This is a genomic window from Arthrobacter jinronghuae (genome assembly GCF_025244825.1).
GTDB lineage: Bacteria > Actinomycetota > Actinomycetes > Actinomycetales > Micrococcaceae > Arthrobacter_B > Arthrobacter_B jinronghuae.
This window is the reverse complement of record NZ_CP104263.1, coordinates 1,184,595-1,200,365: the sequence shown is the minus strand read 5'-3', so window position 1 is coordinate 1,200,365 and position 15,771 is coordinate 1,184,595. Positions and strand designations below refer to the sequence as shown.

Below are 15,771 nucleotides of genomic sequence, written 5' to 3'. Positions count from 1 at the left end.
CCCTTAGTGCTCCTCGTCCCGACGCCGGCCGAGGAAGATCCCCAGGCCGCCGATCAGGCACAGCCCTGCGCCCAGCGCCAGATAGGCACCGGCGGATACCTCCAAGCCGGTGGCAGGCAGGTACGGCCGGCTCGGCTTGTACTGCGCCGGCTGATCCGCGGAACCCGAACCCGCTACGAAGCTGAACGTGTTGGACACCTCTGCCGTGGCGGTACCCATGGCCGGGATGGTGACCGGAGCCGGAAGGGCCGAGACCACTTGCACCGCAGACGTGGCCCCGCTGGCTGTCTCCGTCACCGTGCATTCACTGCCCGCAGCCAGACCGCCGAATTCAGCGGTCACGTCCCCCGTGGCGCCGGCGGGAATGCTCACGGTTTCATCCAGCACCGAACCGTCCGGGCCGCACCGGATCTGCAGGATAATCTCCCCCTGCTCCCCCGCAGCCTCACCGGCAATGATCTTGGTGACGGCAAGCGTGCCCGGGAGAAACGCATAGGTATTCGTCACGGTGGTGCCGACCGTATCGCCTGCGAGAATTTCGACGTCGGCGGGCAAATCAGTGTCGACGGTGACGGCGGCGGTGGCCCCGGTCACCGGCTCCGTAATGGCGCAGGAGGCACCTGCTGGGATGTTCGAGAACACCGCGCCCACGTCTTCGGTGGTTCCGGCCGGAACCTGCGAGGTCTCCTCGAACACCGTCACCCCGTCCAGGGTGCACAGGACATCGACCTCCACGTACTCCTGGTTTCCTGCCGCATCACCGGCAATGACCTTGGTGACGGTCAGGGAGCCCGGGTTCACCGCGTAGGTATTGGTGACGGTAGCTTCCGCCGTTTGCCCGGCGGCTATGGTCACATCCTCAGGCAGCTCCACGGTGACACCCACTGCAGGCGTTTCACCCGTTGCGGGTTCAGAGACAGCGCAGCTCGCACCTTCCGGGATTCCGCTGACAGTGCCGGGAACGGTTCCTCCGGCGCCTGCTTCAATGGGGATGTCCTGGCGGATCACCTCTTCTCCGTCAGCGGTGCAGACGACCTCGACCGTGATGGGACCCTGCTCCCGGGCTGCCGGGCCGGCAATCACCTTGTCAACTATCAGGGCCCCGGGATTCACGGTGTACGTATCCGTCACCGTGACCTCCACGCCGTCGCCCGCGGGAACGGTGACAGTTCCGCCCGCTGGATCAACCACAGTTTCCACACTGACCTCGGTGTTGGCGCCATCGGCGGTCTCCGTGACCGTGCAGGTGGCTCCCGCAGGCAGATCCTCAAACTCCTCGGTGGTTGGTTCCGTGGTGCCGGCCGCAACGGGCACGGTCGTGTTCAGGACCGTCGCGCCTGCAGCGGTGCAGGTCACCTGCAGCGTGACAACGCCCTGCCTGCCGGCCCCCGTCCCGGCAATGTCCTTCCGGACGGCGAGTGTCCCCGCGGTGAAGGTGTAGTCATTGGCCAGTGCGGCAGTAACGCTGCCCGCGGCCGGAACCGTTACGGTCCCTTCACCGGTCACGGTAACGGCCACGGCGGTACTTGAGCCGTCAACGGTTTCCGTCACCGTGCAGCTGGTGCCGGCATCAAGCTCCGGGTACTCGAACGAAGCCGGGTCCGTGGTTCCTGCCGGAATAGTTTCCGCGGTTTCCAGGACCGTGGTGCCATCCAGGGTGCAGACCACGGAGATCGTCACCTCGCCCTGGGCCCCGGCCGCCTCCCCGGTGTTGGTTTTGGTGACCACCAGCGTTCCCGGCGTAAAGGTATAGGTGTCGGTGACCGCCGCCGTGGCAGTGGTTCCGGACACGATGGTGACGGCGCCGGGCAGGATGGTGCTGACCTGGACGCTGTCATTGTCGCCGTCGGTCGGTTCCGCAATGGTGCAGGTGGAGCCCGCGGGAATGTCGTTGAACGTCTCGGAGAGTGTGCCGGTGGCCTCCGCGTCGATGTTGAAGGTGAACTGGTTGTCTGCGCCGCAGTCGATAGTGATTACGACGGCGTCCTGGCTGCCGGCGGCCGGGCCGGCAATCGTCTTCGTGACGGTAAGGGAGCCCACCTCGGTGAAGGCTGCGGCTGCCGTCGCATTGGAGCTGAGTTCCCGCGTGACAGCCAGGATCAGCTTCTGCGCGTTGTCCACCCCCGGTGTTGCCGCGTCGTAGAGATAGACGTTGCCTGTGGGTACGGTGACCGCGGCCCTGGCCGTAAGGTTTGCCGGTCCCGTTGCGCCCGTGTCGCTGCGCACCCAGATCTGCGTTCCGCTGGGCACCGGACTGTTCAACGGAACGGTCCCGTCGGCGTCGGCGTAGAGGCTGAACCCCTCATCCACCGTTACTTCGATTTCGTCCGCTTCCGACGTCACCGTGTGCGGCCCTGCCACTCCGGTCACGGGTGCTCCGGTAGTGGGCGGAGTAATTGCGATCGCCGGAGGGTCCGGCTCCTCCAGGGGACCGGCTGCGATGGTGTCGTTCACTATCCCGGCGACGGTCGAGTAGAGAGAACTCTGCCGATTGAGGACAAACCCGTCCGTGAAGAACCAAATGGCAGCCTGCACTGCGGCGGCCTTGTTGTTGACGTTGCCTGCCGGAAGGTTGGTACTCGGATAGTAGGTGTTCAGGATCCGGTTGACGTACCCGATGTTGGGAACGTTGGACTCATCCCAGGAGCCGTTTTCGTAGCCGATTCCCGCTCTCGTGGAGGTGCGCAGGTCGATGCAGTACATCTCGGCAGTGGTGGTGCCGCTGGCGTCCTGGGTATTGATGATGCCGGCAAAGCTGACGTTTTCCGTCTGGTACCCGGCCGGAACACCGGCGGGATACGCGTCAATGGGCCAGGTTTGCCCCAGGGGCGGCAGCCCTCCCGACACCCTTGTCCCGGCGCCCAGCGAGGTGATCACGATGTCAGTGTTCGAGTTGCTGGCAGGAGGCGCACCAAGAAGAGGCCCGGGATCCAGGGCGGCCTGCGCGGGCAGCCCCAGCGGCAACATCGCCAGGCCCAGCAGGAAAACCAGGAGGCTCCGAGAGTGGAACCGTCGGCTTCCGTGCCTGACGCGACGTAGCTGGCGGGAACGGGTTGTCTGCTGAGTGCTCATGGCGGTCCTCGGGTACGCGTGTTCGGCCGACCATCCGGCGATAGTGAATCACCGAACGCTGAACCACCCCGCGCCAGAGGCTAACGGGGCACACACCCCACCGCCAGAGAGCTGGCCGCTATCTCTACCAGAGCGCCGGAACCGGGCCTACCAGCCGCTCGTGCAGGGCGAGTGCCGAGCCGTCTGTCAGCGAGGCCACCTGGTCGACGACGACGCGCAGCCGGGCGCCGTCGTCGGCCGCGTCCCGCCAGTCTGCGGCGAACATCGGGTCCAGATGCTTATCCCCGGTGGCGGAGAGCTGGGCGACGAGGGCCGTGAGGATCTCACGCTGGCGCTCATACAGCGGCTGGCGCTGGTCGGTGGTCATAACGAACGTGGTGGCCAGGCCCTTCATGACGGCGATTTCCAGCTGGGTGTCCTCGGGGACCACCATTTCGGCGTTGTACCGGGTCAGCGGATCCGTGCCGTAGATGCCGCGCGTCGCTTCGAGGGCGCTGTTGCAGAACCGGCCGATGAGCTGGCTGGTCATGTCCTTCAGGGCCGCCATCGCACGGCGGCTGCCGTCCGATTCGCGCACCCAGACATTGGTGGCTTCCAGCCGGGCGAGGGCCGCGTCAATGGCGGCAGCCTCGACGCCGGGCAGGTACCACTGCTGGGTGTAGCCCACCACGCGGGCACGCTGGTCGGGATTGTCCAGCCACTTGAGCTGGACGTGGCCGGCGACTATCGCGTCTTCGACGTCGTGCACCGAGTAGGAGATGTCATCCGCCAGGTCCATCACCTGCGCTTCAAGGCAGGAACGGCCGTCCGGGGCGCCGTCGCGCAGCCAGGTGAAGACGGGCAGGTCATCCTCGTACACACCGAACTTGGTGGTGCGGTGGCCGTTGACGAGCGGAGCGTCCGCAATGGACCACGGGTATTTGGTGGCGGCGTCCAGGCTGGCCCGGGTCAGGTTCAGCCCGGCGGGTGTGCCGTCGGGCGCAATGATCTTCGGTTCCAGCCGGGTCAGCAGCCGCAGCGTCTGGGCGTTGCCTTCGAACCCGCCGATCGCATGCGCAATATCGTTCAGCGCGGTCTCGCCGTTGTGGCCGAAGGGCGGGTGCCCCAGGTCATGGGACAGGCAGGCGGCGTCGACGACGTCGGGATCGCAGCCGAGCGCGTTGCCCAGTTCCCGGCCCACCTGCGCCACTTCGAGGCTGTGCGTCAGCCGGGTACGGACGAAGTCGTCCGTGTCCGGGGCGACCACCTGGGTCTTGGCACCGAGCCGGCGCAGCGCGGAGGAATGCAGCACCCGCGCACGGTCGCGGCCGAACTGCGTGCGGTTGGTGTTCTTAGCCGGTTCCGATACCCAGCGGGCCAGGTCAACTTCGGTATAGCCTGCGGTTTCTACTGCCTGCGGGAAGGTCATGGGTTGCTTTAGCCGCCTGATACGTCGAGTTCGGCTGCGGAGATGATGGATTTCTGGGCGGCGTTGAGTTCCCGCCCGTCCAGCCAGCCTTCCGGCAGCGCTGTCTTTTTGGGTGTTCCGGCCCGTCCGCGCGGTCCCTCGGCGTCTGTGCCGGGGTAGGGAGCGTCGGGGTCCAGCTGGTCAAGCAGTTCGCGGAGGACCGCCAGGGACGGTACCGTCGCCAGTTTAGCGCGGAGGTCTCCCCCGACTACGTAGCCCTTGAAGTACCACGCCATGTGCTTGCGGATGTCGCGCAGGGCAATCACTTCGTCGCCGAAGGTCTCCACCAGCAGTTCGGCATGCCGGTACACGCTGTCGGACACCTGCTTCAATCCGGGCCGGTGCCGCTCGGTGCTCCCCTCGAAGGCGGCTTCCAGGTCACCGAAGAGCCACGGGCGGCCCTGGCAGCCGCGTCCGATGACGACGCCGTCAACGCCGGTTTCGCGCACCATGCGGATGGCGTCCTCGGCGGACCAGATGTCGCCGTTACCCAGGACGTTCATGTCCGGCAGGGCCTCGCGCAGTTCCGCGATGGCGGACCAGTCGGCTTTGCCGGAGTAGAACTGCGAGGCCGTACGGCCGTGCAGGGTCACGGCAGCCACGCCCGAGTCGCGGGCGATCTTCCCTGCATCAAGGAAGGTCAGGTGGTCCTCGTCAATGCCCTTGCGCATCTTGATGGTCAGCGGCACGTTGCCCCGGGAGGCTTCCTTTACCGCCGTCTGCACAATCGCGGTGAACAGGTCCAGCTTCCACGGCAGGGCCGAACCGCCGCCCTTGCGGGTGACCTTCGGGACGGGGCAGCCGAAGTTCAGGTCAATGTGGTCGGCGCGGTCCTCCTCGACCAGGAGGCGGACGGCTGCACCGACGGTCTTGGGATCCACACCGTAGAGCTGGACGGAACGGACCTTTTCGTCGTCGTCGTGCTTGATGATCCGCATAGATTCCGGCGAGCGTTCCACGAGGGCACGGGAGGTGACCATCTCAGTCACGTACAGCCCTCCCCCGTATTCACGGCAGAGCCGGCGGAAGGCCTTGTTGGTGATGCCGGCCATGGGTGCCAGGATCACCGGGGTGTCCACGGTGATCGGGCCTAATTGCAGCGGGGGAAGCTCAAGCTTGAGTTCCGGAGATAAAACAGTCACCCCTCTATTCTCGCAAGCCGATGCAAATCCGATACCGCCCGGCGCCGAGCCCGCGAAACGCCCCCGGCGCGGGGAATTGACACCGCTCCCCTGCCGCCCCTAGCGTGCTGGTGATCTGCATCACTTTTCACTTCCGCATCAATCGGTTTCGCCGCTGCAACCGAAGATTCGAGGCTCCCCATGACCACCGCTGCCAAAAGCACCTCCGCACCGTCCGAGAAGGGGCTGGCCCGGGTAGCCCAGGTGATGGCCCGGTGGACGGAAAAGTGGTTCCCGGACGCTTATGTCTTCGCCCTCGGCGGCGTCGTTCTGGTCGCGTTGGCGGCCCTGCTGAACGGTTCCTCGCCGCAGGCCGTGGTGGATTCCTTCGGGAACGGCTTCTGGGACCTCACGGCCTTTACCCTGCAGATGGCCATGGTGGTGCTTACCGGCTACACCGTGGCTACGTCCCCGCCGGTGGCACGGCTGATTGCCCGGCTGGCGCTTGTTCCGCAGACAGCGGCCACCGCAGTGAGCTTTGTTGCGTTCCTGTCCATGTCCGTGTCCTTCCTGAACTGGGGGCTCAGCCTGGTCTTCGGCGGTCTGCTGGCACGGGCAATTGCCCGCCGGCGGGACCTGCAGGTGGACTACCGTGCCCTGGGTGCCGCGGCGTTTATGGGGCTGGGAGCCGTGTGGGCACTGGGACTCTCCTCCTCCGCCGCGCAGCTGCAGGCGACGGCGGCCTCCCTCCCGCCCGCGCTGTTGGAGATTACGGGGGTGCTCGACTTCGGCAAGACCATCTTCACCTGGCAGTCCCTCCTGACCTGCGCCATCCTGATTGCCCTGACCACCCTCATCGCCCACTTCTCCGCTCCGCGCGGGGCCGCCATCCGCACGGCACAGGACCTCGGCGTGGACCTGGACGATTCCCCGGAACCGGCAGCCCGGCGCGAGCGGCCCGGCGAGTGGCTGGAGTACAGCCGCATCCTGCCGGTGCTGCTCGGCCTGCTCACCGCCGGCTGGCTGGTATCGCAGTTCCTGACCAAGCCCTTCCTAACCGTGATCTCGAGCCTGAACGGCTATCTGCTGGTCTTCCTGATCCTGGGCCTGGTGCTGCACGGCACCCCGCGCAACTTCCTCCAGGCGGTGACCAAAGCCGTTCCGGCAACGGCCGGCATCCTGGTGCAGTTCCCCCTGTATGCGGCCATGGCGGCCATCCTGACCAAGGCCGAGGGATCGGGCGGCATGACCGTCTCCGAGCATCTGGCGGAGTTCTTCACCAGCATCGGTTCCGGCGGCGGCTTTGCCGTGGTCATAGCCGTCTACACCGCCATCCTCGGCATCTTTGTCCCGTCCGGCGGCGGGAAGTGGCTGGTCGAGGCACCCTACGTGATGCAGTCAGCCACCGACGTCGAAATGAACCTGGGCTGGACCGTGCAGATCTACAACATTGCCGAGGCCCTGCCGAACCTGGTGAATCCCTTCTTTATGCTCCCGCTGCTGGCGGTATTGAAGCTGCGGGCACGGGACCTGGTGGGATTCACCTTCCTTCAGTTCACCATCCATCTCCCGGTGGTGCTGCTGCTGGTCTGGCTGCTGGGCATGACCTTCAGCTTCGAACCTCCGGTGATACCTCCGGCCGCACCGGCACCGTAATCCGGCGCCTGCCCCGGCGGCATCTAAGATCGAAGGGACAGCACTTCCCTTCCGTCTAAGGACTCATTGCCGCATGCCTCGCGAATCCGGCACCAAGCGCGCCATACTCGACGCCGCATTGGACCTGGCCGCCGCCAACGGCATCTCCGGAACCACCATGGATGATGTGGCCGTACGGGCCGGGGTGGCCAAGGGCAGCCTCTATTACAACTTCTCCTCCAAGGACAAGCTCTTCGAACAGCTCCTGCTGGAGGGCGTGGGCACCCTGACCGAGTGCCTCCGGAATGCGCGCAGCGGCCTGACCGGCTGGCAGGCCATCGAGTCGATGGTCCGCGCCCTGCTGGAACTGCTGTCCGAAAACCGTGCCCTGGCCAAACTCATGGCCGCGGAGATCCTGCGCACCGACCGGACCTGGCAGCACTCCCTGCACCTGCTGCGGCAGGAGGCGCTGGCCGAGTTCGTGGAGCCCATCCGGCAGACCGGCGTGCCCTCCGGCCTGCCCGACGGCGGTTCCGACCACGGTTCCGACCAGCTGACCCTGATTGCTGGCAGCGTCTTCGGTGCCACCCTGATGGGTGCGCTCGACTGGCTGGTGTTCGATCCGGAACGCTCCGTGGAAGACGTGGCCGCAGCCGTGCTGTACGCGTTGTCCGGGCGACTGAAGTCCTGAGCTCCGCCTGAGCCCCGCCGCAAAAGACACGATGCAAAAGAGGCGGCCCCCGCATTGCGCGGGGACCGCCTCTTTTCGTTCTGCTGAGAAGGACTAGTCGCTGAGGATCAGCGTTTCGCTGCCGACCTGCCGGGCCACGCCCGCCTTGATCAGCGGTTCCAGGGCCCGGACCACCGCGGTCATGGACTCGTCCACTTCCAGCTGCACCGGGTACTGGTACGCGAGCATCGCCACCAGGGACTCCACCGCGGCCTGCGCCTCGTCGAGGTCCAGAGTGGTGTCGTAGCCCACCAGCACGTCGGCGGGTTCGTCCGTGCGTTCCTGCGTGTAGCTCACGGCGAAGGCGGCAATCTTCCCGCCGTCCTTCTTCGGCTTATCCCGCAGCACGACGGCGCCGGATGCTCCGGTGGCGTCGTTGAGCAGCATCTGCTGGGCACGGCCGAGGGTCATGTCGGCGCGGTCCCAGTCATGCACGGCGTTGTAGAACTGCGTGACCGACTGGGTGAGCTCCACCGAACCGGTGGCTGCCTCATCCAGCTGGGGTCCGTCGTCGGTGAACACGGGCAGTTTCAGCTTGCCCGGTTCCACCAGCACTACGCAGGACCGCTGGATCGGGGTGAGCCCGGCGGCTTCGGCGAACGCGGCGGCCGGGGTGCCCGGCTCCACCTTCGCGCGGAGCTTGGTTACGCCCGACGGCGCCGACTCGGCTTCCTTGCGCAGCATGTCCAGCAGGGTGGTGCCCAGACCGGCGCGCCGGTTTTCCCGGGCCACCTCCACGTAGGCCCACAGCCGGTCGGGGTGCAGGCTCGTCTCGTAAACGACGCCGGCGGCTACCGGAATGCCGTCGTCTTCGGCCACGATGCAGCGGCTCCACGGCTCGTTGGAGGACGGACGCAGCACGGCGCGGAACTGCCCGGCCTGCGCGCTCTCCGGGTCGCCCCAGAGCTGGTTGAGCTTGAGATCGTCATCTTCACGCCATTCGCGGAACGAAATAGCCATTACGCGCCGATCAGCCGTTCGGCCAGGTAGCCCTCGACCTTGTCCAGGCTCACGCGTTCCTGCGCCATGGTGTCGCGTTCGCGCACGGTCACGGCCTGGTCTTCGAGCGTGTCGAAGTCGACGGTGATGCAGAACGGGGTGCCGATTTCGTCCTGCCGGCGGTACCGGCGGCCAATGGCGCCGGCGTCGTCGAAGTCGATGTTCCAGTTGCGGCGCAGCTGTGCGGCGAGGTCCTTGGCCTTGGGCGAAAGGTCCTCGTTGCGGCTCAGCGGCAGCACGGCGGCCTTGACCGGGGCGAGGCGCGGATCCAGCTTCAGGACGGTGCGCTTGTCGACGCCGCCCTTCGCGTTGGGGGCCTCGTCCTCGGTGTAGGAGTCCACGAGGAACGCCATGAAGGAACGGGTCAGGCCGGCGGCGGGCTCGATCACGTACGGGGTGAAGCGTTCGTTTGTGGCCTGGTTGAAGTAGCTCAGGTCCGTGCCGGAGTGCTTGGAGTGCGTGCCGAGGTCGAAGTCGGTGCGGTTGGCGATGCCCTCGAGCTCGCCCCACTCGGAGCCCTGGAAGCCGAAGCGGTATTCGACGTCGGTGGTGCCCTTGGAGTAGTGGCTGAGCTTTTCCAGCGGGTGCTCGAAGAGGCGCAGGTTCTCCGGGTTGATGCCCAGTTCGGTGTACCAGTTGAACCGGTTTTCGATCCAGTACTTGTGCCATTCCTCGTCCGTGCCCGGCTCGACGAAGAACTCCATTTCCATCTGCTCGAACTCGCGGGTCCGGAAGATGAAGTTGCCCGGCGTGATTTCGTTGCGGAAGCTCTTGCCGATCTGGCCGATGCCGAACGGCGGCTTCTTCCGCGAAGTGGTCAGCACGTTATTGAAGTTCACGAAGATGCCCTGCGCGGTTTCGGGGCGCAGGTAGTGCATGCCTTCTTCATTGGCCACGGGGCCGAGGAAGGTCTTGAGCAGGCCGGAGAATTCCTGCGGCTCGGTCCACTGGCCCTTGGTGCCGCAGTTGGCGCAGGCGATGTCGGCCAGGCCGTTTTCGGGGGCGTGGCCCTTCTTTTCCTCGTAGGCCTCTTCGAGGTGGTCGGCCCGGTAGCGCTTGTGGCAGCTCAGGCACTCCACCAGCGGATCCGAGAACACCTCAACGTGTCCGGAAGCTTCCCAGACCTGGCGCGGAAGGATGACGGCGGAATCCAGCCCGACGACGTCGTCACGGCCGCGGACCATGTGCTGCCACCACTGCTTCTTGATGTTTTCCTTGAGTTCGACACCCAGGGGACCGTAATCCCATGCGGACCGGGACCCGCCGTAAATCTCTCCCGACTGGAAGACGAACCCCCGGCGCTTGGCCAGGGAGATGATGGGATCCAGCTTGGATTTGGTCGAAGCCATGGAATGGTACCGCCGTTCTATTCGTGTCGAGAGGGCCGCTGGGTGCGGTCCTCTTCTGGTGTCCCTGGGGCAGTATGTACCGGCAGGTTGCACGGCCAGGGACTGCGGAGGGCAGAAGCTACAACTACCAGCTTAAGGTCCCAGCGGCGAAAGCCGGCCATCGACGGCGCATCCGGGATACGGCCGCCGATGGGTCACAGATAACCGCTCCTTACTCCCACCCGGAAATGCGCCTTCCCTGCCGCGTTAAGACCGCGGTAATAATTAGCACACAAATTTGTTGCGTAACTCGGGTCTTTATACGATTCTCAAGCACTACTTAGGTGGTCCTCACCTAGGTGCGGCTCATCATTTCCGCGTCATTTCATCGTTTCCCCCCACTCACAAGGCCTGACCTATTGGTTGAGGCCGGATCAGGTTGTCTTGAAGAACCACACGAACGTTCGCGGCGAATCCGACGCCGGAACCCTCCGCCGGTGGCATCCGCTGGCCGGAGCTATCGCCGCGGGCGCGCTGGCCGCGGGAGGCCTGGCCGCTCTGTCCCTGACCGCACCGTCGGCCCAGGCCCTGGAGCCGGCGCCCCAGGCACAGCAGGCCGAGGCCACGGCAGCCGCCGAAGCCGAGGATGACAGCCAGGAGGCCACGGCGCAGCACAATCCAGCCGTCGATTCAGGCCACGGGGTTCATGCGCCCGGTGCGCAGGAGACTGCCGCAGCGGAGTCCCTGCCCTCAGCAACGCCCGAGCCCTCCACAACGCCCGAGGCCTCCGCATCACCTGAGTCCACGCCCACGGCCGAGCCCAGCCACGAAGGCCACGAACCGTCCGGAGATTCCCAGTACTCAACCGCCTACACGGAGCGGAACTGGACGCCCACCGCTTATGACACCTGTTCCAAGGAACTCCACGCGAGCTACACCGCGCTGGGGCCCGACGGAAAGATTTATCCCACCTGGCACCCCGCCCAGGTCACCGACCCGGCCACCGGGACCCTGTGCACCTTCGGCCACGAGCACGGAGCGGATCCCGCGAGCTCCGATATCTACGGCTGGGTCGTAGACCACCTCACCCCCGAAGACACCGACGGCGGCAAGACCGGGATTCCCTTCGGTTACGCCAGCGAGGCGCTGATGACGTACGGGGCCAGCCACGAAGGCATGGCCATGCGGCACGAGGACAACGCCGGGCACAAGATCTTCATCGCCAATGATGTCCAGCTCATCGACGAGTTCCGCGACTGGGTGACCATCCCCGGAACCCAGGAGATCGTCACCTGCGACTTCCTGATCAAGCAGCACCAGGGCAGCTGGTCCCCCGACGCCACCTCGAACAACGCGCACGAGGCCATTTACGCCAGCCGCTGCTCGGACGGAACGGAAATCATCTCGACCACCCTCAGCAAATTCGGCAATTCAAATGAATTCCACCAGACCTGCGGCACCCTCGGTCCGGTAGCCACTGTCGGCAGCAAACTGCCCATGGGGTACGGCGGGCTCCGGCAGATTCCCGACGCCGAATGCGTAGCCAAGAACGCCACCGGGAATGCCGCCTCCCTCTGGGGCATGTACGAGCTGTGGAAGGGCGAAAACAAGATCATGGCCGCAGACGGCCAGACCGAGCTGGCGCACTTCGACCCCTGGTTCGGCCTGCGCAACCCCAGCCGCTACTACAACCCAGCAAACAGCACCGCCACCACCAACGGCATATCCCGGCCGGTGGACCTGGCCTGGGGCGACAATGCCGCCACGACTTACCCCTGGAACACCGTCGCCGCATCGGTTCCGCTGAACTGGCAGGATCCCGCCTCCCCGTTCGATGGCGCCCAGCGCGACTTCTATCTGACCCAGAACAAGGTCGCGGCAGGCACCCCCGCCACGGTCTACACGGACCCCTATGGTGCCGGCGCCACCGAAACCGAGTTCCCCGGCAGCATCCGCCAGCATCTGGTCTCCGGATCCGCCACCACCACGGCCAACCTCAGCACGCAGAAGTTCGACACTGATGCTGACTACGGCCACAACAACGGCGTCCACGCCCCCAACTAACGCCCGGAACGAGCAGAACACACATGAAGAAGCACACCATCTCCGCACCGCGGAGACACCTGCTGGCCGGGACCGCCGCCGTCGCCGTCGGCCTCGGGTCACTGGCCGCCGCTGCGCCGGCCGCCGCAGAAACCACTGATCCCCCGCTCCTGGCCGCCAGCACCTGGCAGGGCGAGCCGAACGGCACTTTCGGTACCAGCGTCAGCCCGTCCACCTGCGACATCAACGGAGACGGCCTGGATGACACTATCCTGGGCGACTGGGGCTGGGACCGCCCCGGATACACCAATACCGGGGCCGCCTACGTGGCCTTGGGCACCCCGGCGGGCAGCTCCTCACCCAGCGGCGGCGACGTCGCCAACCCTGCTGCCTCCGGAACCATCCGGATCGACGGACCGTCTGTCACCGTCCCCGCCGGAGCCTGGGTCGGGTGGTCGGTCTCCTGTCTGGGCGACGTCAACGGTGACGGACTCGACGACTTTGTCCTCGGCGCCGGCAGCCGCGGATACCAGCAGGCCAGCGTGATCTTCGGCGCCCGGAACTTCACTCCCGTCGATCTGGATTTCCTGGGCACCCGGGGATTCTTCATCGAGGACTCCGGCGCCGCCGACAAGACCACCGGCGACAAATCCACGGATAACTTCGGCTTCTCCGTCGCAAACGCCGGCGACGTCGACGGCGACGGGCTGGCCGACATTGCCGTTGGCGACGTGCTGGCCGACTACAACGGCCGCACCAACAGCGGCCGGGTCTGGATCATCAAGGGTCAGACTTCCGTCCGCACCGTCGACGTCCAGGCAGACTCCGCAAAGGTCATCCGGACTATTGACGGAGCGGCTGCGCAGGACCGCATGGCCGCAGTCAGCAGCGCCGGAGACGTGAACGGTGACGGCACCGCCGACCTCCTGGTGGGCGCCTACTCGGCCATGCCCTGGGGCCCCGACGTTGCTTCCCCCGGCGCCGCCTACGCCTTGTGGGGCGGACGCACCGGCGCCCTTGACCTCGCGGCCCTGCATGAGGATGGATTCATGATTGCCGGCCCCGAGCGTTCCCGGGACCGGCTGGGCACCTCGATCGCCGGCGTCGGCGATATCAACGGCGACGGCCTGGACGACATCGCGGTGGGCGCCGACGGAATTTCCCGGGCTGACGGTCCCCGCAACGGGGGCGTCGCGGTGGTGTTCGGCGCGGCGTCGTCTGCTCCGGTGATGACTGCGCCGGAGGCCGAAGGAGCCACAGTCTTTTCCTGCAGCACCGGCCGCGCCGACACCGGTTGCGAAACGAGCCGGGAACGCGGTTACTGGATCGACGGCAGCACTGACGGCGGACGGACAGGCGTTTCCGTGGCAGGCATCCCGGATCTCAACGCCGACGGCACACCGGACATCCTCATCGGATCCGCCGGCGGAGCCGGTGAAGCCTGGGTCGCATACGGTGCCCGGACCGGCAGCGGCGTCCTGGACCTCGCCGCCCTGACCCAGGAAACCGGCGCGTTGCTCGGCACCCGCGGCGGAACATCCATCGGTTTTGCCGGGGACATCAACGCGGACGGCAGCCCCGATGCGGTGGCCGGCGGCGACAACGCGGTATCCCTTTACCTCCTGACCGCGGCCGCTCCGGCTGTCCCGTCGGATCCCGCATCACCGGCTCCGACGCCGACGCCGACTCCGACTCCGACTCCGGGCACGGTTCCGGGCGGGGGAAACGGCGGTAACGGCGGTAACGGCGAAGATACCGCCGAAGAAGGTAGCGGCACGGGCGCCGTTGACGACCCCGCCGACGGAACCACCGGCACGGCAACGGGGCAGGCCGAATCCGGGACCGGCCCGGCGGCTGCGGACGGCGCGTCCCCGGCCGCTCGATCGCAGGACCCGCTAGCCGCCACCGGACTGGGCCGTGGCTGGGCCTATGTGGCCGGAGCTGCCCTGCTGCTGGTTGCCGCCGGGGTTTGGCTTATCCGCAGGCGCCGGGCGGTGTAACGCCCGGCCCTGAGGGGCCTGGGCGTTAGATGAGAACAGCCGTCCGGTGGTATTCCACCGGACGGCTGTTTTTATCCTGCGTCCTTTTTCTGCCGTGCGCGTCCACGGTCATTCCTCAGGCTTCGAACAGCCCCTGCCCGATGTATCCGCCGGGGGTAATTCCGGGCGGCACGGCAAACAGTCCGCTGCCGGTGTGGCGCAGATACTCGACCATCAGGTCGTTCTTGGCCATGGCCGACTGCATCGGAACATAATGGGTCCGCGGATCCACGAAATAGGCGATAAAGAACTGCCCGGCGTCCAGGCGGCCGAGCCCGTCGGAACCATCCGTATAGTTATAGCCGCGGCGCAGCATCCGGGCGCCGCCGTTATGGTCCGGATGAGCCAGGGCCAGGTGCGAGGCGGGATCGATCAACGGCCCGTCGCGGCCGGGCATCGAGAAGTCCGGAGCCGTGAATTCCGTACCGCCCGAAAGCGGAGCCCCCTCCCGTTTGGTGCGGCCCACCACCAGCTCCTGCTCGCGCAGCGTGGTACGGTCCCAGGTTTCGATATGCATCCGGATCCGGCGGACCACCATGTAGGTACCGCCGTTGAGCCAGGACTCGGCTGCCGGACCGCCGCTGACCCAGAGATGCTCCGCGAGCAGGTCGTCCTCCTGAACCTTGAGGTTGGAGGTGCCGTCCTTGAAACCGAACAGGTTTCGCGGGGTCTTCTGCTCCGCTGACGTGGACGCGGTGCGGCCAAAACCAATCTGCGACCACCGCACCCGTGCCCGGCCAAAGGCAATCCGGGCCAGGTTCCGCACCGCATGCACAGCCACCTGCGGATCGTCGGCGCAGGCCTGCACAATCAGGTCTCCGCCGCTGCGCCCCTCTTCGAGCGCATCTCCGGAAAACAGCGGGAGGTCGATCAGTGCCTCCGGCAAGTGTGCGGCCACGCCGTAGCGGTCCACCCCGTCCTTCACGAACAGCGTCCGGCCGAACCCAAAGGTAATGGTCAGGTGCGCCGCGTGCAGATCCTGCGCTTCCCCCGTGTCCTCGGGCGGAGCGTCGTAGGCTCCGCCCGAGGCGCCGGTCTCCCCGATGTCCCGGCCCGCCGTCAACGATTCGGCGGCTTCGGTCCAATCCCGCAGCAGCGAGATCACGGACTGGCGGGTGGAAGCGGTCAGATCGAACGCCGCCGTGTGCATGCGGTCCTGTGCATCTGTGGTGATCCCGGCCTGATGCGCGCCGTGGAAAGGCACGACATCGCCGGCCGCTTCCGCCCTGTCCTTGCCGAGAGCAAAGGCGCCGACGGCGCCCGCCGCCAGGCCGAGGCCGCCCGCCCCCGCCGCCGTGAACAGGCTGCGGCGGCTGAGGCGGCCCTTTCCGGGGTCAGCGTCGGAAGTCACTGACAC

General features: G+C 66.5%; 10 protein-coding genes. 4 read left to right on the top strand and 6 right to left on the bottom strand.

Annotated elements, in window-relative coordinates; all coding sequences use genetic code 11:
- Positions 1 to 3 precede the first annotated feature (3 nt).
- The 3 genes from N2K98_RS05430 to dusB form a co-directional block, all read right to left on the bottom strand.
- The gene (locus N2K98_RS05430; protein WP_255866575.1) at positions 4 to 3,072 is read right to left on the bottom strand and encodes a thioester domain-containing protein; all 3,069 of its coding nucleotides are present in this window, start codon (positions 3,070 to 3,072) and stop codon (positions 4 to 6) included.
- Between the two features lie 124 nt (positions 3,073 to 3,196).
- Positions 3,197 to 4,480 (bottom strand): deoxyguanosinetriphosphate triphosphohydrolase, encoded by a 1,284-nt coding sequence (locus tag N2K98_RS05425; RefSeq protein ID WP_255798941.1) that lies wholly within the window; start codon positions 4,478 to 4,480, stop codon positions 3,197 to 3,199.
- A gap of 8 nt (positions 4,481 to 4,488) precedes the next feature.
- Complete coding sequence (gene dusB, locus N2K98_RS05420) at positions 4,489 to 5,694, bottom strand: tRNA dihydrouridine synthase DusB (protein WP_370646490.1); 1,206 nt, start codon at positions 5,692 to 5,694, stop codon at positions 4,489 to 4,491.
- A gap of 147 nt (positions 5,695 to 5,841) precedes the next feature.
- Here dusB and N2K98_RS05415 point away from each other — a divergent pair, with 147 nt between their 5' ends.
- Together N2K98_RS05415 and N2K98_RS05410 are read left to right on the top strand one after the other, a co-directional pair.
- Positions 5,842 to 7,296 (top strand): short-chain fatty acid transporter, encoded by a 1,455-nt coding sequence (locus N2K98_RS05415; protein WP_255866574.1) that lies wholly within the window; start codon positions 5,842 to 5,844, stop codon positions 7,294 to 7,296.
- A 73-nt stretch (positions 7,297 to 7,369) separates the two neighbouring features.
- A complete protein-coding gene (locus tag N2K98_RS05410; protein ID WP_255866573.1) occupies positions 7,370 to 7,966 on the top strand; it encodes a TetR/AcrR family transcriptional regulator in 597 nt (198 codons plus the stop codon).
- A 93-nt stretch (positions 7,967 to 8,059) separates the two neighbouring features.
- Here the strand turns inward: N2K98_RS05410 and N2K98_RS05405 are convergent, their stop codons facing one another.
- Positions 8,060 to 8,965, bottom strand: coding sequence for a GNAT family N-acetyltransferase (locus N2K98_RS05405; RefSeq protein WP_229953219.1), 906 nt, complete (start codon positions 8,963 to 8,965; stop codon positions 8,060 to 8,062).
- Positions 8,965 to 10,353 (bottom strand): glycine--tRNA ligase, encoded by a 1,389-nt coding sequence (locus tag N2K98_RS05400; protein ID WP_227924417.1) that lies wholly within the window; start codon positions 10,351 to 10,353, stop codon positions 8,965 to 8,967. The genes N2K98_RS05405 and N2K98_RS05400 overlap by 1 nt, the downstream gene beginning before the upstream one ends.
- A gap of 423 nt (positions 10,354 to 10,776) precedes the next feature.
- Here N2K98_RS05400 and N2K98_RS05395 point away from each other — a divergent pair, with 423 nt between their 5' ends.
- Both N2K98_RS05395 and N2K98_RS05390 read left to right on the top strand, forming a co-directional pair.
- A complete protein-coding gene (locus tag N2K98_RS05395; RefSeq protein ID WP_255866572.1) occupies positions 10,777 to 12,396 on the top strand; it encodes a hypothetical protein in 1,620 nt (539 codons plus the stop codon).
- A 23-nt stretch (positions 12,397 to 12,419) separates the two neighbouring features.
- Positions 12,420 to 14,375 carry an integrin alpha gene (locus tag N2K98_RS05390; protein ID WP_255866571.1) on the top strand — a complete coding sequence of 652 codons (1,956 nt, stop codon included), beginning with the start codon at positions 12,420 to 12,422 and terminating at the stop codon, positions 14,373 to 14,375.
- 115 nt (positions 14,376 to 14,490) lie between these two features.
- On the opposite strand, the gene efeB is transcribed toward N2K98_RS05390, so the two are convergent.
- A complete protein-coding gene (gene efeB, locus N2K98_RS05385; RefSeq protein WP_255798935.1) occupies positions 14,491 to 15,765 on the bottom strand; it encodes an iron uptake transporter deferrochelatase/peroxidase subunit in 1,275 nt (424 codons plus the stop codon).
- Positions 15,766 to 15,771: the final 6 nt, after the last annotated feature.